The sequence below is a fragment of the Streptomyces umbrinus genome (assembly GCF_030817415.1).
In the GTDB taxonomy this organism is placed as follows: domain Bacteria; phylum Actinomycetota; class Actinomycetes; order Streptomycetales; family Streptomycetaceae; genus Streptomyces; species Streptomyces umbrinus_A.
On the sequence record NZ_JAUSZI010000002.1, the window covers coordinates 3719183 to 3739444 of the forward strand.

Here is a 20262-nt window from a genome sequence, read left to right on the forward strand (position 1 = left end):
AATGGCCGGAAAAGCCGAGTCGAAGGCCAAGGCGCTGACGGCCGTGCAGGCCGCGCTCGCGGCCGAGCATGCGGCCGTGTACGGCTACGGGGTCGTGGGCGGGAAGATCGGCGAGGACCGGCGGAGCGAGGCGCGGGCGGCGTACGACGCGCACCGCGCCCGGCGCGACGAGCTGGCGCGTACGGTGCGCGACCTGCGCGGGAAGCCCAGGCCCGCGGCGGCCGCGTACACGCTGCCGTTCCCGGTGACGGACGCGGAGTCGGCCGTGCGGCTCGCCGCCGAGCTGGAGGACCGGGTGGCCGGGGTGTACTCCGACCTGGTCCGTGCCGCGGAGGGCGACCGGCGCCGGTCGGCCGCCGAGGCGCTGCGGGACGCGGCGGTGCGGGCGGTGCGCTGGCGCGGCGAGAGCGTACCCTTCCCTGGTCTCGCCGAGCGGTCCGCCCGGTCCACCGCGTCGGCGGCACCGCCGTCGTAACGCGTACAGGAAGGAAACGACTCGCGCATGGCTTTCGAACCGCCGCGGCGTCTCGTCAAGGCGCTCGGCGAGGCGGCACCGAGCGGTGACGACTGGCTGGAGAAGCTGCCCGAGGCGGCTCAGCAGGCCGTCTCGCTACGCGAGTTGACCGTGGAGCGCGTTCAGGTGCCCGGTGGGCGCAGCAGTCTGGTGGTCCTGGTGCGGCTGCCGGACGGCACCCCCGCCGTCCTGAAACTCGCGCCCGGCCGGGCCCGCCCGGAGAGCGAGCGGGCCGCCCTCGCGCACTGGGACGGCCTGGGTGCGGTACGGCTCCTGGAGCCGGCCGGTGCCGAGGGCGTACTGCTCCTTGAGCGGCTGCATCCCGATGTGTCGGTGCGTTCGCTGGCCGAGGCCAAGTCGATGCTGGAGGCCGCGGGGGCGCTGCGCCGCCTGTGGGTCGAGCCACCGGCCGGCCCGGTCTTCGAGTCGGTGGCCGAGCGGACCGGGCGGCAGGCCGAGGCGATGCGGGCGGGCGCCGACGCGGAAGCGGCACCGCTGGTCGACGCGGCCCTGGCGGTACGCGACGAACTGCTGGCCTCCCCGCCCGAGTCCCGCCTCCTGCACGGCACCTTCCGGCAGAGCAAGGTGCTGGCCGGCCAACGCAGCCCCTGGCTGGCCGTGGGGCCCGACCCCGTCGTCGGCGAGTGCGCCTTCGACCTGGCCCGGCTGGTCCGTGACCGGGTCGAGGACCTGATCGCCTCCCCCTCCGGCTCCGCCATCACCCGTCGCCGGGTCAAGCGCCTCGCGGAGTCCCTGGACCTGGACCAGGAGCGGGTGCGCGGCTGGACCCTGTTCCGGGCCGTGGAGTCGGGCGTACGGGCTCGGCGCGTGGGCCGGTCCCAGGACGCGGAGCTGTTGCTGGAGTTCGCGAGCTGGTTGTAGGGGTCGGCGGTTCGGCGTGGGTGGCGTGGGTGCCTTCATGCCGCCGCGAGTCTGAGGGCCAGGACCGGGCAGTCCGCCGCCGCTCTGCGGGCACGTTTCAACGTGCGGGCGGGGACGGGGCGCGCGTCGACGAGCGGGTAGCCCCATTCGTCGAGGGTGACGTGTTCGGGGAGAAGCTCGGCGCAGAGGCCGTGGGCCCGGCAGGACGTCCAGTCGATGTCCAGTGCCGCGGCAGGCAACGTTTGCCCGTTGAGGAGCGGCGTCCGGTGCGTGCTCTCGGTGTGCCGGCCGGAAGTCCTCGTACTGGACGTACTTGGGCTTTCGGCCGGTGCGGCGAGAGTGCGTGCCGGGCGTCGCGACGGGGCGAACGTTGCCTGTCGCGGCACTAGTGTGATGCGCCAGAAATCCTGATGGTTAGTTTTGCTCGGTTTTCTGGCCGGTGGTTCCGACCTTGGTGAGGTAGTCGGCGAGAAAGTTGAGGATCTCGTCGGCTGTCTTGGTCCAGGTGAAGGGCCGCGGGTTCTGGTTCCAGGTGTCGATCCATGCGGTGATGTCGTCCTCCAGCGCCTTCACGGAGGTGTGGACGCTGCGGCGGATGAGCTTGTCGGTCAGCAGGCCGAACCACCGCTCTACCTGGTTCATCCACGAGGAGCCGGTGGGGGTGAAGTGGACGTGGAAGCGTGGGTGTCTGCCGAGCCATGTCCTGATGTCGGCGGTGTTGTGGGTGGCGTAGTTGTCGCAGACGAGGTGCACGTCGAGCCCGGCGGGCACCGCCTTGTCTATCGTGACCAGGAACTTCTTGAACTCGATCGCCCGGTGGCGGCGGTGCAGTGCTGATATGACGGTGCCGTCGGCGATGTTGAAGGCGGCGAACAGGCTGGTGATGCCGTGCCTCAGATAGTCGTGGGTGCGGCGTTCGGGCATGCCCGGCATCATCGGCAGCACCGGCTGCGAGCGGTCCAGCGCCTGGATCTGGCTCTTCTCGTCCACGCAGAGCACGACCGCCTTCTCGGGCGGGTGGTGGTACAGGCCGACAACGTCGACGACCTTGGCGACGAACTGCGGGTCGGTGGAGAGCTTGAAGGAGTCCTGCAGGTGGGGCTTGAGGTCGAACCGCTTCCAGATTCGCCCGATGGTCGATTTCGACAGGCCGGTGCGCTGGGCCATCGAGGCCCGTGACCAGTGCGTGTCCTGGCCCGGGACCGACTCCAGGGTGGCCACGACGACCTCCTCGACCTGGTCGAGGAGGATCGAAGGCGGTCGGCCCGAGCGGGGCTCGTCCTGCAGACCCTCGAGGCGTTTCGCGATGAACCGGGCCCGCCAGCGGTCCACGGTCGACCTGTCGATGCCGAGGTCGGCCGCGGCCTGCTGGTTCGTCCCGCCCTCCGCGCAGCGCAGCACGATCTTGGCCCGCAACGCGAGGAATTGGGCGGTCTTGGCCTGCCGAGCCCACTGCTGGAGCTGTCTGCGCTCGGCATCGTCGAGGATCAGGTCGGCCTTCGGCCGGCCAATCCAGCCGGCGTCTTCCAGCCCGGCCATCCGCTCTGCGGCGAATGCCCGACGCCACTTGCCGACCGTCTTGGCCTGGACACCGACGAGCCGTGCGACACCCGCGTTTGACATGCCGTCAGCACACGCCAGGATGATGCGGGCCTTCTCGGCCGAGCGCCGGTGCGGCAATTCCGTCCGGCGCACCAACTCGGCACGCTCCGTCTCGGACAACGTGATCGCCACAGCAGAAGGCCCCGAATGCGACATGCCAACAGGGTAGTAACTAACCATCAGGATTTCTGGCGCATCACACTAGGTGCTGGGGCAGCTGGTCCATGTCAGCTCCGGTGTTCGGGAACGGGCAGCAGGGGCATGCGGTCGGTCGCGGTGCACAACCCCCGTACGTGGGCGTCGAGTTCGGCGGCGAAGGTGGTCAGGGCGCTGCGGACCAGGCGGACCGTGCCGTCGGGGTGGTGGCAGGCGCCGCGGCCCTCAACGAGTCCGGCCCAGCGGGCGACGTCGTCGCGGGCGGTGCCCTGGGTGCCTGGGACGGCCAGCGTGCGGAAGGCGGCGGCGATACGCGGCAGGCCGTTGAGGCAGGGGCCGCACTGGCCGGCCGACTCCAGTGCCAGGTACCGCAGGACGCGCGCTGTTTCGGCGGGGCCGCAGCGGTCGGCGGGGAGGGCGGCGAGGACACCCGCGCCCAAGGTGGCGGCGGACAGGCCGAGTTGGGCCGCCTCCCCGGTCGGGAGCCAGGTGCCGTGGTAGCCGCCGAGCAGGATCGCGCCGGTGCCCTCCAGCGGAAGCAGCCGGTGCAGGGGTATGCCGAAGGGTGCCTCCACGACCTGCGGCTCGCGGCCGGGGACGTGGACCGTGCACAGGGCGCTGCCCGGTTCCGACGGGGTGCCGGCCGAGCGGAACCAGTCCGCTCCGTAGCGGGCGATCAGCGCGAGGTGGGCGAGCGTCTCGACGTTCTGGACGAGGGTGGGTGCCCGGCGTACGCCCTGTTCGCTCACCGGAGGGTCCTGGTGGCGGGGCAGGGCGGCGTGGCCGGAGAGGTGCTGGGCGAGGGCCGAGGACTCTCCCGACAGGAAGCGCCTGGGCAGGCGTACGACGCGTACGGGGAAGGGGTCGTCCCGTTCGGCCAGGGCCGCTTCGAGGCGGGTCGCCCCGTCCTCCACGGCGAGGTACGCCTCCCCCGCTCCGGTCGCCCGGGCAGCCAACTGCAGCCCGTCCAGGACCAGATGGGGCGAGAGGCTCAGCAGCGTCCTGTCCTTGGCGCTCGCCGGTTCGCCCTCGGCGCCGTTCGCGACGACGACCGGGGCGCGGCCGGTGCGGCGGGCCGCGTCGATGACCGACACGAACTTGCGGTACGTGGGGAAGGCGGCGCCTCCCCTGCCGGTGAGGCCGGACTCCGCGAGGGTGTGCAGGAGGGCCGCCGGGTCGGCGTGGGTGAGAGGGCCGTAGCGGGTCTCGTGCGTGGCGCGGTCGGCCGGGGCGGCGCCCGGGGCGAGGAGGCGTGGGGACATGAGGATGTCCGTGAACGTGCTGGTCATGGTCGCGCCCCTTCGGCGGTGAGGAGGGTGGCGGGGGTGCGGCGGTCGGCTCGGGCGGCCCGGGTGACGCGGATCGTGAAGGCGGTGAGGACCGCTGCCACGCAGGTGACGGTCAGCCAGAGCATCCAGTCGGTGCCTGTGTCCGTGCCGATTCCCATGCCGTGGATCAGGGCCACGGGCCAGGACGCGTAGGCCAGCCAGTGGATGGCTCGCCAGGTGCGGTGGCCGAGCCTCTCGCGGAAGAGGCTGGTGACCAGGACGGCGAGCATCAGGTCCAGGGCGACCGTGCCGAGGCCCAGCCAGAGGGGCTGGTAGTCGGAGGCGAACGGGATCAGGACGTCGAGGGGGCTGATGTCGACGTAGCCGTCGATGACCGCTGTGGCTATGTGGATGGCCAGGAAGGCTGTCGCGGAGAGGGAGATGGTGCGGTGCAGGGAGACCGTGCCGAAGCGTGGGAGGCCGGGTAGGCGGGTCCTCAGCCGTACTGCCACGCCCAGGAGCACCACCACGGTGAAGAGCACCAGGCAGACGGCACCGGTGGCTCGGTTGGCGTACCAGAGGATGGAGGCGTCGGTCATGGGGCCGTCTCCGTCTCGGTGACCGCCGGGAGTTCTTCGCCCCCGCCGCCCTTACCCTTCCCGTCCCTGGGGGCTGCGCCCCCAGACCCCCCTTTGTCTTCAAACGCCTGACGGGCTGGGTGGGCAGGGGCTTGCCGGGTGGGTGGGTTGACCGGGGTGGGTGGGAAATCGGCCTGAACGGCCTCGTCCTCAAACGCCGGACGGGCTAGTTGTGCCTGGACTGGGCTATGACAGTTCGGCCCAGCCGCGAAGTCTCCAGCCCCTCCGGCGTTTGAGGAGCGGGGGTTCGGGGGCGGAGCCCCTGAGTCAGGGACGGGAACGGGTGGGGGCGGCGGGAGCGAGAACTGCGGTGTCCCGGTCGTCGGCCAGCCCGGTGTCGTCACCACCGTGCCGTCCCGGGCCACCAGCCTCGCCGGGAGGCCCAGGCCGGACAGCCACCGTTCCGCGCCCGTGCCCTTGATGAGGGCCGCCGTGCCGGCCGCGTTCGCGTCGGCGCAGGTGGTGGCGGCGACCGAGACCGTCCGCCAGGGGGAATCCGTCGGAAGGCCGGTGTTCGGGTCGAGGATGTGGTGGAGGGTGTGCGGGCCCGAGCGCCAGGTGCGGGCGGCCGTGCCCGAGGTGGCGAGCCCACCGCCGCGCAGGCCGACCGTCGCGTACGGGCCCTGCGGAGGCGTCTCGTCGACCGGACCCGTGACGTCCTGGACGCGGATCCGCCAGCCACCCGCCGGGGGTTCGCCGGCGACCGCCGTGTCGCCACCGAGGCTCACCAGAACCCCGCAGCCCGCCGCCCGCGCAAGTGTCACCGCGGCCTTGTCCGCCGCCCAGGCCTTGGCCGTGGCACCGAGGTCGAGGCGGACCCCGGCCGGGACGGTGACCGTACCGGTCGCGCGGTCCAGGCGTATCAGGCGCCAGCCCGGAACGGGGCGCACGGTGAGCTTCACCGGGCGCCCGTCCTCCTGGACCAGCCGGAAGTCGCGGTCGTAGCCGATGGCGTTCATCGCCGAGCCGACCGTCGGGTCGACGGCTCCGTCCGTCGCCGCGGCGGCTCGCAACGCCACCGCCAGCGCCTCCGCGAGCAGCGGGCTGACCCTGACGGGCCGCCCTCCGGCGCTGTCGAGCGCGACCAGCTCGGAGTCCTCGCGGAACCTGCTGCACGCCGCGTCGACCTCGGCCAGGTGCCGGGCGAGCAGCAGGTTGCAGGAGTCCAGCAGCGCCGGGTCCGTCCTGACGAGGCGCACGCTCGTACCGAGGGCACGCCAGTTCGCCGCGGCCGTAGGGCGCGCGGAGGTGTCGGCGGCGGTCATCACGACGCCCCCGAGGTGGAGTCGGCGGTCCCGCTGTCGTCGGGGGAGGTCAGGTCGTCGGACGAGCCCTGCAGCGACGAGGAGGAGTCGCTCCCGCTGTCCGAGGCCGAGGAATCCGACGACGAGGATGACGATGAGAAAGAAGAAGACGTGTCGTCCGACTGCGAGGTCGTCGATGACGATGACGACGAGTCCGTGGTTCCGGCCGCCGCCGTCGTCGTCGCCGCCGACTCCATCGTGCCGATGAGTGCGAAGACTCCCGCCGCGGCCGCAAGTGTCACCGCCGCTGCCGCGGCAGCCGTACGCCGTGCGCCTCTGCGGACCGCCGCGGCGGCCCCCCGTTCGCTGCCAGACATGACTGCTCCCCTCCCGAATGACGCTGTGTCACGTCCTACGGTCGGGGAGCAGCCTGAGAGAAAACTGTGCGGCGCCCATACGCCCGGCAAGAAGTCTCTGAGAGGCTTCTTAACCGCGCGGCGTCAGTTGCTCGGCGAGGTCAGTTGCCTGGCAGGGTCAGTTGCTCAGGCGGGCGATCGCCTCGTCCACCGTCAGCTCCTCGCGCTCACCGGTGCGGCGGTCCTTCAGTTCCAGGACGCCCTCGGCGGAGCGGCGGCCGGCCACCAGGATCTTCGGTACGCCGATGAGCTCTGCGTCCGTGAACTTCACGCCCGGCGAGACACCCGCCCGGTCGTCCACGAGCACGCGGACGCCCGCCGCGCCCAGCTTCTCCGAGACGTCGAGGGCCAGTTCGGTCTGCAGTGCCTTGCCCGCGGCGACGACATGGACGTCGGCCGGGGCGATCTCGGCGGGCCAGACCAGGCCCTGCTCGTCCGCGTGCTGCTCGGCGAGCGCCGCGACCGCACGCGAGACACCGATGCCGTACGAGCCCATGGTGACGCGAACCGGCTTGCCCTGCCGGCCGAGCACGTCGAGCTGGAGGGCGTCGGCGTACTTGCGGCCGAGCTGGAAGATGTGGCCGATCTCGATGGCGCGGTCCAGCGTGAGGCCGGTGCCACAGGCGGGGCAGGGGTCGCCTTCCTGCACGACCACCGCGTCCACGTACTCGTCGACCTCGAAGTCACGGCCCGCGACGACGTTCTTCGCGTGCACGCCCTCCTTGTTGGCGCCGGTGATCCAGGCGGTGCCGGGGGCGACGCGGGGGTCGGCGAGGTAGCGGACCTTCTCCAGGCCCTGCGGGCCGACGTATCCGCGTACGAGGTCGTCGCGGCCCGTGAAGTCCTCGGCCGTGACGAGTTCGACGGCGGCGGGGGTGAAGTGCGCCTCCACCTTGTCCATGTCGACCTCGCGGTCGCCGGGTACTCCGATGGCCACGATCTCGCCGTCCACCTTGACCAGCAGGTTCTTCAGGGTGGCGGAGGCGGGGACGTCCAGGTACGCGGCGAGCGTCTCGATGGTCGGGGTCTCGGGGGTCGGGATCTCCTCGAGAGCGGGCACGGCCGACCCGTCCACCGGCTTCAGCGCGTACGTGATCGCCTCGGTGTTGGCCGCGTAGTCGCAGTTCGGGCAGTCGGCGAAGGTGTCCTCGCCGGCGGCGGCCGGGGCGAGGAACTCCTCGGACTTGGAGCCGCCCATGGCGCCCGCGGTGGCCGCGCAGATGCGGTAGTCCAGGCCGAGACGCGTGAAGATCTTCTGGTACGCCTCGCGGTGCAGGGCGTACGACTTGGCCAGGCCCTCGTCCTCCGTGTCGAAGGAGTACGAGTCCTTCATCAGGAACTCGCGGCCTCGCAGGATGCCGGCGCGGGGACGGGCCTCGTCGCGGTACTTGTTCTGGATCTGGTAGAGGATCACCGGCAGGTCCTTGTAGGACGAGCACTGGTCCTTGACCAGGAGGGTGAAGATCTCCTCGTGGGTCGGGCCGAGGAGGTAGTCACCGCCCCTGCGGTCGTTGAGGCGGAACAGCTCGGGGCCGTACTCCTCCCAGCGGCCGGTCGCCTCGTAGGGCTCCTTCGGCAGCAGGGCGGGCAGCGCGACCTCCTGGGCGCCGATGGCGTCCATCTCCTCGCGGACGACCCGCTCCACATTGTTCAGGACCTTCTTGCCCAGCGGCAGCCAGGACCACAGGCCGGCGGCGGTGCGGCGTACGTAGCCGGCGCGCACCAGCAGCTTGTGGCTGAGCACCTCGGCGTCCGCCGGGTCGTCACGCAGTGTCTTGACCATCAAACGGGACATGCGCTGGACCTGGGCCATGGTTCTCGACTCCTGCTGCGTAAGGGTGATGGCTAGGAGGTTAGCCGGGGGGCCGCCGTCGCCGGAAATCCGTTTACGGCGCCGGAGGAATCCGTCGGCGGTGCCGGAGGGGTCGGTCGGCGGCGCGGGGAGGACGGGTCAGCGGCGCCGGAGGGGCAGCGGGGCGCCCATCACCGCGTACGGCTTCGGTGCGCTGGGGAACAGGACCTGCCTGGCGAGGTCCTCGTATCCGAGCGAGCGGTACAGGCCGCGGGCCGGGCTCTCCGTGTCGATGGCGGAGAGGATCGAGCGGGGCTGGGCGGCGCTGTCCGTGATGGTGGTGATCAGGGCACGGCCGACGCCCTGGTTCTGGAAGCCCGGGTGGACGTGCAGTTCGGTGATCACGAAGGAGTCGTCCAGCCAACCGTCGGATCCCTGGCTGCGCAGATAGGGCTCGACGACGGTGGACCACCAGTGCGTCCTGTCGTTGGGCATGCCGTAGACGAAGCCGACGAGGCGTCCGTCCGCGGTGGTCGCGCCTAGCGCGCGGGCGCCGGGGTACGTGATGTGCCGCAGCACGATCTGTCGTCGTACGGCGATCTCGTCCGAGCCGAGTCCGAACGCCAGGGCTTGGACGGCCAGCGCCTCGTCGATCCTGGCGGCCAGGTCCAGGAGACCGATGACGATGTCGTCGGGCGTGACGGGGCCCTGACCGGGGAAGCGCAGCATGCCCGGAGACTACCCGGGCGATTCGTTTCAGTGCGTCGGGGACGAGGGGTTGTCTTGTTGCTGCGGGTACGTTGTGGCTGGTCGCGCAGTTCCCCGCGCCCCTGAGTGCCTGCGCCCTTGCGGGGCTCGGCCCGCCCTCAGAACAGGATGCTCATGAAGGCGCCGACCTCTTGGAAGCCCACTCTTCGGTAGGTGGCTCGGGCGGCTGTGTTGTAGTCGTTGACGTAGAGGCTGACGACGGGGGCCACGTCCGCGAGGGCGTAGCGGAGGACCGCTGCCATGCCGGGGGCCGCGAGGCCCTGGCCTCGGTATTCGGGGGCCACCCAGACGCCCTGGATCTGGCAGGCCTGGGTGGTGGCCGCGCCGATCTCCGCCTTGAAGACGACCCTGCCGTTGTGGTCGAGGCGGGCGAACGAGCGGCCGGAGCCGACCAGTTCGGCGACCCGGGCCTGGTAGAGCAGGCCGCCGTCGCCCGCGAGCGGGGAGACGCCGACCTCCTCGGTGAACATCGCCACGCACGCCGGCATGATCGTCTCCATCTCGTCCTTGCGGATGCGGCGGACGTACGGATCGGGGGCCATGTCGGTGGGGAGCCGGTCGGTGACCATCAGGGGCTGGTGCGGGCGGACCTCACGGGCCGGGCCCCAGTTGGGTTCCAGGAGACGCCAGAGCTGGGAGGTGGCGTCGGACGGGCCGACGATGGAGGAGCAGCGGCGGCCTGCCCTGCGGGCGCGGTCCGCGAAGGCCCGTACGGCTCGGGGGGTGGCGCAGATCGGGACCAGGTTGGCGCCCGCGTAGCAGAGGGACGTCAGCATGCCGTCCTCGTACCAGCCCCACATCTCGCCGCCGAGGCGCCAGGGGTCGAGGCCGGCGACCTGTACGCGGGAGGTTACGAAGGCGTTCGCCACCGGCTCGCGGTCGAGGACGGCGAGCGCGGCGTCCAGGTCGCTCGGTTCGAGGACCCTGGTGGTCGTCTGCGTCAACACGTGCGGGGCCTTCACCATCAGGTCTGCTGATCTCCGCACTGTACCTGGCGGAATTGTGCCGCGCCGCCCGATGGGTCGGGGCCGGGTTTTCTCGCCCCCGCCGCCCCTACCCGTCCCATCCCTGGGGGCTCCGCCCCCAGACCCCCGTATCGCGCTGAACGCGCTCGTCCTCAAACGCCGGACGGGCTGGAAACAGGGGCGCAGCCCCGCCTTCCAGGGGCGCGGGGAACTGCGCGACCAGCCACACGCGACCCGCACACGACGTCGTCAGCCCGCCACGGACACCGAAGGCTCGCCGGACGGGATTCCGTCCGCTTCCATCTGTTCGGCGATCTTCAGCGCTTCCTCGATCAACGTCTCGACGATCTTCGACTCGGGGACGGTCTTGATGACCTCGCCCTTGACGAAGATCTGGCCCTTGCCGTTGCCGGAGGCGACGCCGAGGTCGGCCTCGCGGGCCTCGCCGGGTCCGTTGACGACGCAGCCCATGACGGCGACGCGGAGGGGGACCTCCATGCCCTCAAGACCGGCGGTGACCTCCTCCGCCAGCTTGTACACGTCGACCTGGGCGCGCCCGCAGGACGGGCAGGAGACGATCTCGAGACGGCGCTGCTTGAGGTTCAGCGACTCCAGGATCTGCATGCCGACCTTGATCTCCTCGACCGGCGGGGCCGAGAGGGAGACGCGGATCGTGTCGCCGATGCCCTCGGCGAGCAGCGCGCCGAAGGCGACCGCGGACTTGATCGTGCCCTGGAAGGCGGGGCCGGCCTCGGTGACACCCAGGTGCAGCGGGTAGTCGCAGGCGGCCGCCAGCTGCCGGTAGGCGTTGACCATGACCACGGGGTCGTTGTGCTTGACCGAGATCTTGATGTCCCGGAAGTCGTGCTCCTCGAAGAGCGACGCCTCCCACAGCGCCGACTCGACGAGCGCCTCGGGCGTCGCCTTGCCGTACTTCTGGAGCAGCCGCTTGTCGAGCGAGCCGGCGTTGACGCCGATCCGGATCGGAGTGCCGGTGTCCTTGGCGGCCCGCGCGATCTCCTTGACCTGGTCGTCGAACTGCTTGATGTTGCCGGGGTTCACGCGGACCGCGGCACAGCCGGCCTTGATCGCGGCGAACACGTACTTCGGCTGGAAATGGATGTCGGCGATGACCGGGAGCTGCGACTTGCGGGCGATGGTCGCCAGCGCGTCCGCGTCGTCCTGCGTGGGGCACGCGACGCGCACGATCTGGCAGCCGGACGCGGTCAGTTCGGCGATCTGCTGGAGGGTGGCGCCGATGTCGGACGTACGCGTCGTCGTCATCGACTGCACCGAGACGGGTGCGTCTCCGCCCACCGCCACGGTTCCGACCTGGATCTGCCGGCTCTTCCGGCGCTCGGCGAGCTTGGTCGGAACGGACGGCATGCCGAGTGAAATCGCAGTCATCTGCTGTGCAACCCCAAGGTAAGGATCGGTCGGTCCCGAAAGCTGACGGGCTCCAGCCATCGAGATTACGGCACCCCCGCAGACAGGAGCACATCCGCTGCGCAGGTCCACCCAATGGAGGGCGGCCGGACACAAATCATGTCCGGCCGCCACAAACTCCGTATGACTAGGAGATTCTCACCGGGTTAACCACGTCCGCGATCAGTACCAGGATCGTGAAGCAGATGAAGATCCCGGCCACCACGTACGCGACGGGCATGAGCTTCGCCACGTCGAACGGACCGGGGTCCGGCCGCCGCAGCACCTTCGCCAGGTTGCGGCGCAGGGCCTCCCACAGGGCGCCCGCGATGTGCCCGCCGTCGAGCGGCAGCAGCGGGAGCATGTTGAACAGGAACAGGGAGAGGTTGAAGCCCGCGACGAGGAACAGCATCATCGCGATCTGGTTCTCCGGCGGGATGTCCAGCGTGAAGACCTCGCCGCCGACCCGGGCCGCGCCGACCACGCCCATCGGGGAGTCCGCCTCGCGCGGGCCGTCGCCGAAGGCCGCGTCCCACAGGGCGGGGACCTTGGACGGCAGGGCGACGAGCGACTCGACGCCGTTCTGCATCATGTCGCCCATGCGGTCGACGGACTGCCCGAACGACTGCTGGACGATGCCGGAGGCGGGCGTGAAGCCGAGGAAGCCGGCGTACACGTACTTGCCCTCGACGTAGCCGCCGTCGCCGTCGGTCTTGCTGACCTGGTTGCGGATCAGGTGGGCGGTCAGGTCGAGCTGCTTGCCGTCGCGCTCGACGGTGAGGGTGACGTCCTTGCCGGGGTTGGCGCGGATGTCGGCCTGGAGGGTCGACCAGTCGGTGATCTTCTCGCCGTTGAACGCGAGGATCTTGTCACCGCCCTGGAGCCCGGCGGCCTTGGCGGGCGCTGCGGTGTCGCTCTTCTGGCACTCGGACCGGTTCTCGCTCTGCTCGATGACGCAGTCCGAGACCTTGCCGACCGTGGTCGTCTGGGTCTGGATGCCGAAGGTCATCATCACGCCGAGGAAGATCGCGACGGCCAGGATCAGGTTCATGAAGGGGCCGGCGAACATCACGATGACGCGCTTCCACGGCTTGCGCGTGTAGAAGAGGCGTTTCTCGTCGCCCGGCTGGAGTTCCTCGAAGGACTGGGCTCTGGCGTCCTCGATCATGCCGCGCCACGGCGAGGTGGACCGGGCCTCGATACGTCCGTCGGGGCCGGGCGGGAACATTCCGATCATGCGGATGTAGCCGCCGAGCGGAATCGCCTTGACCCCGTACTCCGTGTCGCCCTTCTTGCGCGACCAGATGGTCGGGCCGAAGCCGACCATGTACTGCGGCACGCGAATGCCGAACAGCTTGGCCGTGGAGAGATGCCCCAGCTCGTGCCAGGCGATCGAGACGAGCAGGCCGATCGCGAAGACGACTATGCCGAGGATCATCATCAGGGTCGTCATGCACGAGCCTCCGCCGTTGTCGTGGCTGTCGATGTCGCTGTGGTTCGGGCTGTCAGTTCACGGGCCCGGGCCCGCGCCCAGGTCTCCGCATCGAGGACGTCCGGGACGGTGAGCGAGGTTCCCGGACGATGGGGGTCCCCCCGCTCGAGCGAAGCCGAGAGTGGGGGAGTGCCGTGCTCGGCGACGACCTTCGTGACGGTCTCCATGATCCCGTTGAACGGCAGGGAGCCGTTCAGGAACGCGTCCACGCACTCCTCGTTGGCCGCATTGAACACCGCCGGGGCCGTGCCCGCGAGCTGCCCGACATGCCGGGCGAGCCCCACCGACGGAAACGCGTCGGTGTCGAGCGGGAAGAACTCCCAGCTCGACGCCTTCGACCAGTCGAAGGCGGGCGCGGCGTCGGGGACCCGCTCGGGCCAGCCGAGGCCGATGGCGATCGGCCCGCGCATGTCGGGGGGCGTCGCCTGGGCCATTGTCGATCCGTCCGTGAACTCCACCATCGAGTGGACATACGACTGCGGATGCACGACCACCTCAATCCGCTCGAAGGGAATGTCGTAGAGGAGGTGCGCCTCGATGACTTCAAGACCCTTGTTGACCAGGGTCGCGGAGTTGATCGTGATGACGGGGCCCATGGCCCAGGTGGGGTGCGCGAGGGCGTCCTCGGGGGTGACGTCGGCCAGCTCGGTCTTCGTACGTCCTCTGAAGGGGCCGCCGGACGCGGTGACGACGAGCTTGCGTACGTCGGCCCTGGTGCCGGAGGCGAGCGCCTGGAAGAGGGCGGCGTGCTCGGAGTCGACCGGGATGATCTGGCCCGGCTTGGCCAGCGCCTTCACCAGCGGGCCGCCGACGATGAGCGACTCCTTGTTGGCGAGCGCGAGGGTGCGGCCCGCCTCCAGGGCGGCGAGGGTGGGGGCGAGGCCGATCGAGCCGGTGATGCCGTTCAGGACGGTGTGGCACTCGGAGGCGGCGAGGTGGGTCGCGGCGTCCGCTCCCACGAGGATCTCGGGGAGGGTCTCCCCCGCTCCGTACTGCGCGGACAGGGCCTCGCGCAGCGCCGGTACGACGTCCTCGCGCGCGACGGCGACCGTCCGGACGCGGAGCCGGTGCGCCTGCTCGGCGAGCAGTCCGACCCTCCCGCCCGCGGCGGAGAGCCCGGTGACCCGGAACCTGTCGGGATTGCGCAGCACAAGATCGATGGCCTGGGTCCCGATCGACCCGGTGGATCCGAGGATCACCACATCCCGGACTCCGTCCACAGGATCGAAGACAAGATGCGGATCGGCGAGGGGGGCTGGACTGTCGCTCATCCCCCCATTGTTGCCGCAATGCCGCTCCAACAGGACAGCGAGTCCCACCTGTGCCCCGTTAGGGGCGCGGGGAACTGCGCGACCAGCCCCACACGACCCGCACCCGCCACCGAACCGCGCAGCCCTCCACCTCACGCGCCCCCGACTACCTCTTGCGTTTGCGACGGCTCCTGGACCTGGCCGCGCGCCGCTGCTGGGGCTGGGGCTTCGCATCGGCCACACCCTCCGCCGTCGGCGACGGAACCGCGTCGGCCGGCTCGAAGTCCCCTTCGACAACGCCCTCCGCCGTATCCAACGTCGGCGCACTGAAATGCAGCCCATCCGTACGACGACCGGAATCCAGCCCCTCCTGGCCACCGGTGGCCTTCCCGGACGCGTCCAGATTGAACACGTACCCGACCGACTCCTCCTTGATCGCCTCGGTCATCGCGGCGAACATGTCGTACCCCTCGCGCTCGTACTCGACGATCGGCTCCCGTCCGAGCGTCCACCGCAGCCCGATGCCGTCGCGGAGGTAGTCCATCTCGTACAGGTGCTCGCGCCATTTGCGGTCGAGGACCGAGAGCACGACGAGCCGCTCCAGATCGCGCAGCGCGTCCGCGCCGAGCTCGGTCTCGCGCTCCTCGTAGCGGGCGTGGACGTCGTCGGTGACCGCCTCGACGAGTTCGTCGGCGGTGAGCTCGGCGCGCTGGCCGGCCGCGTCCTCCAGGTCCTCGATGGTGATCCGGACCGGGTAGAGCTGTTTGAAGGCGCCCCACAGCCGCTCCAGGTTCCACTCCTCGGGGAAGCCCTCGGCGGTCTCCTCGGTGATGTACGCGCGGATGGTGTCGTCCATGAAGTGGAGGATCTGTTCGCGCAGGTTCTCCCCGTCGAGGACGCGGCGGCGCTCGGCGTAGATGAGGGTGCGCTGCCGGTTGAGCACCTCGTCGAACTTCAGGACGTCCTTGCGGGACTCGAAGTGCTGCTGCTCAAGCTGGGACTGGGCGGAGGCGATGGCGCGGGTGACCATCTTGTTCTCGATGGGGACGTCGTCGGGGACGTTCGCCATCGACATCACGCGCTCCACGACCTGGGCCCGGAACAGCCGCATCAGGTCGTCCCCGAGGGAGAGGTAGAAGCGGGAGGCGCCGGGGTCGCCCTGGCGGCCGGAGCGGCCGCGCAGCTGGTTGTCGATGCGGCGGGACTCGTGGCGCTCGGTGCCGAGGACGTAGAGCCCGCCGAGGCCCTTGACCTCGTCGTGCTCGGCCGCGACCGACTCCTTGATCCGGTCGAGGGCCGCCCGGTGTTCGTCGGGGTTCTCCTCGGGGGTGAGGCCGCGCCGGTCGAGCTCGGCGAGGGCCATCGCCTCGGGGTTGCCACCGAGCATGATGTCGGTGCCGCGCCCCGCCATGTTGGTGGCCACGGTGACCGCGCCCCTGCGGCCGGCCTGCGCCACGATCTGGGCCTCGCGCTCGTGGTTCTTCGCGTTGAGGACCTCGTGGCGTATGCCCCGCTGCTTCAACCGGGCGGCGAGGGTCTCGGACTTCTCGACGGAGGTGGTGCCCACGAGGATGGGCTGGCCCTTCTCGTGCTTCTCGGCGATGTCGTCGAGGATCGCCGTGTACTTGGCCTCCACGGTCCGGTAGATCTGGTCGGGGTCGTCCTCGCGGGCGTTCGGCTGGTTGGTGGGGATCGGCACCACGTGGAGCTTGTAGATCTGGTGGAACTCGGCGGCCTCCGTCATGGCGGTGCCGGTCATCCCGCCGAGCTTCTCGTAGAGGCGGAAGAAGTTCTGGAGGGTGATGGTGGCGAGGGTCTGGTTCTCGTCCTTGACCGTCACCGCCTCCTTGGCCTCGATGGCCTGGTGCAGGCCCTCGTTGTAGCGGCGGCCGGCGAGGATGCGGCCGGTGTGCTCGTCGACGATGAGGACCTCGCCGTTCACGACGACGTAGTCCTTGTCCTTCTTGAAGTGCTCCTTGGCCTTGAGCGCGTTGTTCAGGTGGCCGATGAGGGGCGTGTGGTCGGATTCGTAGAGGCTCTCGATGCCGAGCTGGTCCTGGAGGAACTCCACTCCGCTGTCCAGGATCGCGACCGTGCGCTTCTTCGGGTCGTACTCGTAGTCGTGGGTGGCCCGCAGTTCGGCGAGGCGCTCCTTGTCCAGCGGTGAGGTGAAGTTCTCGTCCTGGACGGCGACGCCCCGCATCCGCGTGACCATCCTGGAGAACGCCTCGTACCAGTGCGTGGGCTGGTCGGCGGGGCCGGAGATGATCAGCGGGGTGCGGGCCTCGTCGATGAGGATCGAGTCGGCCTCGTCGACGATCGCGAAGTGGTGGCCGCGCTGCACGAGTTCGTCCTTCGACCAGGCCATGTTGTCGCGCAGGTAGTCGAAGCCGAACTCGGTGTTGGTGCCGTAGGTGATGTCGCAGGCGTACTGCGTGCGCCGCTCGGCCGGGGTAGACTGGGACTTGATGACGCCCACGGTCAGGCCCAAAAAGCGGTAGGCGCGGCCCATCCAGTCGGCGTCGCGCTGGGCGAGGTAGTCGTTGACCGTGACGAGGTGGACTCCCTTGCCGGTCAGGGCGTTCAGGTACACGGGCAGGGTGGCGACCAGGGTCTTGCCCTCGCCGGTCTGCATCTCGGCGATGTTGCCGAGGTGGAGGGCCGCGCCGCCCATGACCTGTACGTCGAAGTGGCGCATCCCGAGTGTGCGGCGGGCGGCCTCGCGCATGGCGGCGAAGGCCTCCGGCAGCAGGTCGTCGAGGCTCTCACCGGCCTCGTACCGCCCCTGGAACTCCGGTGTGAGCGCCTGGAGTTCCTCGTCGGTGAGCTGCTCGAAGTCCTCCTCCAGGGAGCCCACCTGTTCCGCGATGCGCTGGAGTCTGCGCAGGATTCTTCCCTCGCCGGCCCGCATGATCCGGCCGGTGATGTTGTCGAGACCGAGAGCCGGCACTGGAATTACCCCCATTAAATCGCGTCCACCAGCATCTGTATGCGGCGATTGGCGCGCTGCAGAATGTGGACGCCTTGTTGGTTCGCTTTGATCACCTCGCGCAGTACGGGGTCTTTCGCATACCCCACCGCGCCGCGGAAAAGCTGCTGGATCACGGGCCGTTCGCCCGGCCGCCCCGCGTCGAGCAGTGCGTCGACGTCCCGGAGGTCGAATCTCCGGACGGGCAGCGGGTCGAAGGAGGCCACGGACGGCCGCGGTTCCTCGTCGACCAGCGCCAGCGCGCAGTCGTTCAGCAGGACCGCGAGCGCGTCCCGGTGGGCCTCGAAGGTCTCCGGCGCGCTCTGGCGAAGCTTGTCCGCCAGTGGCAGAACCTCATTGCGCACCGTCCGTAACGCCCGTACGAGTTCTGTGTCGTTCAGCTGTTCTCGCGCTTCCCCGCGCGCTCGCGTCAGCTGGACGGAAAATCCCTGACTGTATTCTTCCCCCACACCGTGGCGCATATTTTGTCCCCGTTCGCCATTCCGTTCATTGTTGACGCACACCTTCTGTGCGGCAAGCGGCAGAATGACGACGGGGACGGCAGTGCATTCCTGGGGAAAAGGTCAACGGATGGGGCGGTGGACGTTCTCCCTTTCGGACGGTCCGGGTGTCGCGTCGGCGATCCAGGGGCCTTCGCCGGACGGGTCGACGACTCCCTCCTCCAGCCAGGTGTAGGCACCGCCGAGGACACCCTTGACGACCTTGCGGTCGAGGTCGTCGGTGTTGGACCACAGCCGGCCGAAGAGTTCCTCGACGCGGACCCGGGACTGGCTGCAGAAGGCGTCGGCGAGCTGGTACGCCTCGCGGCCGTGGTCCCCGGTGGTGCGCAGGAGTTCGGCGCGGACGCAGGCGGCGCTCATCGCGAAGAGTTCGGCGCCGATGTCGACGATCCGGCCGAGGAAGCCCTGCTTGGTCTCCATTCGGCCCTGCCAGCGGGACATCGCGTAGAAGGTGGACCGGGCGAGCTTGCGGGCCGACCGCTCCACGTACCGCAGGTGACCGGAGAGGTCGACGTGGCCCGCCGGGTGGAAGTCCCCGTACGAGCGCGGGAGTTGGCCGGGGCCCGCGACCAGCTTCGGGAGCCACTTGGCGTAGAAGACCCCGGCGTTGGCGCCCGCCTTCGCCTTGTCCGAGAGGGACTTCTCCGGGTCGATGAGGTCGCCGGCCACGGACAGGTGGGCGTCGACCGCCTCGCGGGCGATCAGCAGGTGCATGATCTCGGTCGAGCCCTCGAAGATGCGGTTGATGCGCAGGTCGCGCAGTACCTGTTCGGCGGGGACGGCCCGTTCGCCGCGGGCGGCCAGCGAGTCGGCGGTCTCGAAGCCGCGGCCGCCGCGGATCTGGACCAGCTCGTCGGCCATCAGCCAGGCCATCTCGGAACCGTAGAGCTTGGCGAGGGCGGCCTCGATACGGATGTCGTTGCGGTTCTCGTCCGCCATCTGGGACGACAGGTCGAGGACGGCCTCCAGGGCGAACGTCGTCGCCGCGATGAAGGAGATCTTGGCGCCCACGGCCTCGTGGAAGGCCACCGGCTTGCCCCACTGCTCGCGCACGGACGACCACTCGCGGGCGATCTTCAGACACCACTTGCCCGCGCCGACGCACATGGCGGGCAGCGAGAGCCGTCCGGTGTTGAGCGTGGTGAGGGCGATCTTGAGGCCCGCGCCCTCCGGTCCGATCCGGTTGGCGGCCGGGACCCGGACCTGGTGGAGGCGGGTGACACCGTTCTCCAGGCCGCGCAGCCCCATGAAGGCGTTGCGGTTCTCGACGGTGACGCCCTCCGAGGCGGTCTCCACGACGAACGCCGTGATGCCGCCCTTGTGGCCCTCGGACTTCGGCACCCGCGCCATCACGACCAGCAGATCCGCGACGACGCCGTTGGTGGTCCAGAGCTTCACCCCGTCGAGGACGTAGTCGTCGCCGTCCGGCACCGCGCTGGTGGCGAGGCGCGCCGGGTCGGAGCCCACGTCCGGCTCGGTGAGCAGGAAGGCGGAGATGTCGGTACGGGCGCAGCGCGGCAGGAAGATGTCCCGCTGCTCCTGCGTGCCGAAGAGCTTCAGCGGCTGCGGTACGCCGATGGACTGGTGCGCGGAGAGCAGCGCGCCGAGCGCCGGGTTCGCCGAGCCGACCAGGGCGAGCGCCTTGTTGTAGTACACCTGCGTCAGACCGAGACCGCCGTACTTGGTGTCGATCTTCATGCCGAGGGCGCCGAGCTCCTTGAGCCCGTTGATCGTCTCGTCCGGGATCCGCGCCTCCCGCTCGATGAGGGCCGAGTCGACCTTCGTCTCGCAGAAGTCGCGCAACTTGGTGAGGAACTCCTCGCCGCGCTGCACGTCCTCGTCGGGCGGCATCGGGTGCGGATGGATCAGGTCCAGCCGGAAGCGGCCGAGGAACAGCTCCTTGGCGAAGCTGGGCTTGCGCCAGTCCTGCTCCCGCGCCGCCTCGGCGACCTGCCGGGCTTCACGTTCGGTGACAGCTGGCTGGTGGGGTGTTGCGGACAAGAGGCTCACCTCGCCGCGAATAGGGATCTTGGTTCCGGTACGGTTACCGACCGGTTCTACTCGATCGTATGTACCCGATTCCGGACCCACCCACCACCCCTCACGCGCCGTTCGGCCCAACCCGACGCGCACAAGAGCGAACCACTCACGGGAGGATGGTGGGGGCGAAGCCTCCCGCCAAGGGGCGCGGGGAACTGCGCGACAAGCCCCCACCCACCCGCACCCGCCACCCCACCGGACCCCCACCCCCATAGGCGCCCCACAAAACCGACGGAGTCGAAGCGCTTCGACAACCTATGGACACCCACCCGCCGTCAAGCTACTGTCTAGCCACCCCCACTCGCCCCTTACCCACAATGC

At 70.0% G+C, this 20262-nt stretch carries 17 protein-coding genes; 2 read left to right on the forward strand and 15 right to left on the reverse strand.

What is annotated here, in order from left to right; genetic code table 11:
* The first annotated feature begins 1 nt into the window (after position 1).
* Both QF035_RS16245 and QF035_RS16250 read left to right on the forward strand, forming a co-directional pair.
* Positions 2-475: a ferritin-like domain-containing protein gene (locus QF035_RS16245; RefSeq protein ID WP_307531162.1), complete on the forward strand. Its 474-nt coding sequence runs from the start codon at positions 2-4 to the stop codon at positions 473-475.
* Positions 476-502: 27 nt separating this feature from the next.
* The gene (locus tag QF035_RS16250; RefSeq protein ID WP_307521050.1) at positions 503-1396 is read left to right on the forward strand and encodes an aminoglycoside phosphotransferase family protein; all 894 of its coding nucleotides are present in this window, start codon (positions 503-505) and stop codon (positions 1394-1396) included.
* Between the two features lie 35 nt (positions 1397-1431).
* Here the strand turns inward: QF035_RS16250 and QF035_RS16255 are convergent, their stop codons facing one another.
* The 15 genes from QF035_RS16255 to QF035_RS16325 form a co-directional block, all read right to left on the reverse strand.
* Positions 1432-1635, reverse strand: coding sequence for a ferredoxin (locus QF035_RS16255; protein ID WP_307521051.1), 204 nt, complete (start codon positions 1633-1635; stop codon positions 1432-1434).
* Between the two features lie 175 nt (positions 1636-1810).
* On the reverse strand, positions 1811-3154 hold the full coding sequence (locus QF035_RS16260) for an IS630 family transposase (protein WP_307521053.1): 1344 nt from the start codon (positions 3152-3154) through the stop codon (positions 1811-1813).
* Positions 3155-3225: 71 nt separating this feature from the next.
* A complete protein-coding gene (locus QF035_RS16265; RefSeq protein WP_307521054.1) occupies positions 3226-4443 on the reverse strand; it encodes an NADH-ubiquinone oxidoreductase-F iron-sulfur binding region domain-containing protein in 1218 nt (405 codons plus the stop codon).
* Positions 4440-5021, reverse strand: a complete 582-nt coding sequence (locus QF035_RS16270) for a ferric reductase-like transmembrane domain-containing protein (RefSeq protein ID WP_307521055.1) — start codon at positions 5019-5021, stop codon at positions 4440-4442. Before QF035_RS16270 ends, QF035_RS16265 begins: the two co-directional genes overlap by 4 nt.
* Entirely contained in the window at positions 5018-6325 is a 1308-nt protein-coding gene (locus tag QF035_RS16275; protein WP_307521056.1) for an FAD:protein FMN transferase, read from the reverse strand. The genes QF035_RS16270 and QF035_RS16275 overlap by 4 nt, the downstream gene beginning before the upstream one ends.
* A complete protein-coding gene (locus tag QF035_RS16280) occupies positions 6325-6681 on the reverse strand; it encodes a hypothetical protein (protein WP_307521057.1) in 357 nt (118 codons plus the stop codon). Before QF035_RS16280 ends, QF035_RS16275 begins: the two co-directional genes overlap by 1 nt.
* Before the next feature lie 157 nt (positions 6682-6838).
* On the reverse strand, positions 6839-8533 hold the full coding sequence (locus tag QF035_RS16285; RefSeq protein WP_307521058.1) for a proline--tRNA ligase: 1695 nt from the start codon (positions 8531-8533) through the stop codon (positions 6839-6841).
* A 138-nt stretch (positions 8534-8671) separates the two neighbouring features.
* The gene (locus QF035_RS16290) at positions 8672-9241 is read right to left on the reverse strand and encodes a GNAT family N-acetyltransferase (protein WP_307521060.1); all 570 of its coding nucleotides are present in this window, start codon (positions 9239-9241) and stop codon (positions 8672-8674) included.
* Positions 9242-9378: 137 nt separating this feature from the next.
* The gene (locus QF035_RS16295) at positions 9379-10227 is read right to left on the reverse strand and encodes a GNAT family N-acetyltransferase (protein WP_307531164.1); all 849 of its coding nucleotides are present in this window, start codon (positions 10225-10227) and stop codon (positions 9379-9381) included.
* A gap of 267 nt (positions 10228-10494) precedes the next feature.
* A complete protein-coding gene (ispG, locus tag QF035_RS16300) occupies positions 10495-11652 on the reverse strand; it encodes a flavodoxin-dependent (E)-4-hydroxy-3-methylbut-2-enyl-diphosphate synthase (RefSeq protein ID WP_055616509.1) in 1158 nt (385 codons plus the stop codon).
* A 166-nt stretch (positions 11653-11818) separates the two neighbouring features.
* Positions 11819-13123, reverse strand: a complete 1305-nt coding sequence (locus tag QF035_RS16305) for a M50 family metallopeptidase (RefSeq protein WP_189845193.1) — start codon at positions 13121-13123, stop codon at positions 11819-11821.
* Positions 13120-14433 carry a 1-deoxy-D-xylulose-5-phosphate reductoisomerase gene (gene dxr / locus QF035_RS16310; protein ID WP_307521063.1) on the reverse strand — a complete coding sequence of 438 codons (1314 nt, stop codon included), beginning with the start codon at positions 14431-14433 and terminating at the stop codon, positions 13120-13122. The genes QF035_RS16305 and dxr overlap by 4 nt, the downstream gene beginning before the upstream one ends.
* 145 nt (positions 14434-14578) lie before the next feature.
* A complete protein-coding gene (gene secA, locus QF035_RS16315) occupies positions 14579-17377 on the reverse strand; it encodes a preprotein translocase subunit SecA (RefSeq protein WP_307521065.1) in 2799 nt (932 codons plus the stop codon).
* Entirely contained in the window at positions 17377-17862 is a 486-nt protein-coding gene (locus QF035_RS16320; protein WP_307521066.1) for a hypothetical protein, read from the reverse strand. Before QF035_RS16320 ends, secA begins: the two co-directional genes overlap by 1 nt.
* A 102-nt stretch (positions 17863-17964) precedes the next feature.
* The gene (locus QF035_RS16325) at positions 17965-19911 is read right to left on the reverse strand and encodes an acyl-CoA dehydrogenase family protein (protein WP_373466664.1); all 1947 of its coding nucleotides are present in this window, start codon (positions 19909-19911) and stop codon (positions 17965-17967) included.
* Between the last annotated feature and the right edge of the window lie 351 nt (positions 19912-20262).

What these genes read in the sequence shown, in the direction of transcription:
- ispG (WP_055616509.1), bottom strand. Translation starts at nt 11,652, where the DNA reads ATGACTGCGATTTCACTCGGCATGCCGTCCGTTCCGACCAAGCTCGCC.
- QF035_RS16285 (WP_307521058.1), bottom strand. Translation starts at nt 8,533, where the DNA reads ATGGCCCAGGTCCAGCGCATGTCCCGTTTGATGGTCAAGACACTGCGT.
- QF035_RS16260 (WP_307521053.1), bottom strand. Translation starts at nt 3,154, where the DNA reads ATGTCGCATTCGGGGCCTTCTGCTGTGGCGATCACGTTGTCCGAGACG.
- QF035_RS16245 (WP_307531162.1), top strand. Translation starts at nt 2, where the DNA reads ATGGCCGGAAAAGCCGAGTCGAAGGCCAAGGCGCTGACGGCCGTGCAG.
- QF035_RS16270 (WP_307521055.1), bottom strand. Translation starts at nt 5,021, where the DNA reads ATGACCGACGCCTCCATCCTCTGGTACGCCAACCGAGCCACCGGTGCC.
- QF035_RS16250 (WP_307521050.1), top strand. Translation starts at nt 503, where the DNA reads ATGGCTTTCGAACCGCCGCGGCGTCTCGTCAAGGCGCTCGGCGAGGCG.
- QF035_RS16275 (WP_307521056.1), bottom strand. Translation starts at nt 6,325, where the DNA reads ATGACCGCCGCCGACACCTCCGCGCGCCCTACGGCCGCGGCGAACTGG.
- QF035_RS16320 (WP_307521066.1), bottom strand. Translation starts at nt 17,862, where the DNA reads ATGCGCCACGGTGTGGGGGAAGAATACAGTCAGGGATTTTCCGTCCAG.
- dxr (WP_307521063.1), bottom strand. Translation starts at nt 14,433, where the DNA reads ATGAGCGACAGTCCAGCCCCCCTCGCCGATCCGCATCTTGTCTTCGAT.
- QF035_RS16280 (WP_307521057.1), bottom strand. Translation starts at nt 6,681, where the DNA reads ATGTCTGGCAGCGAACGGGGGGCCGCCGCGGCGGTCCGCAGAGGCGCA.
- QF035_RS16305 (WP_189845193.1), bottom strand. Translation starts at nt 13,123, where the DNA reads ATGACGACCCTGATGATGATCCTCGGCATAGTCGTCTTCGCGATCGGC.
- secA (WP_307521065.1), bottom strand. Translation starts at nt 17,377, where the DNA reads ATGGGGGTAATTCCAGTGCCGGCTCTCGGTCTCGACAACATCACCGGC.
- QF035_RS16290 (WP_307521060.1), bottom strand. Translation starts at nt 9,241, where the DNA reads ATGCTGCGCTTCCCCGGTCAGGGCCCCGTCACGCCCGACGACATCGTC.
- QF035_RS16265 (WP_307521054.1), bottom strand. Translation starts at nt 4,443, where the DNA reads ATGACCAGCACGTTCACGGACATCCTCATGTCCCCACGCCTCCTCGCC.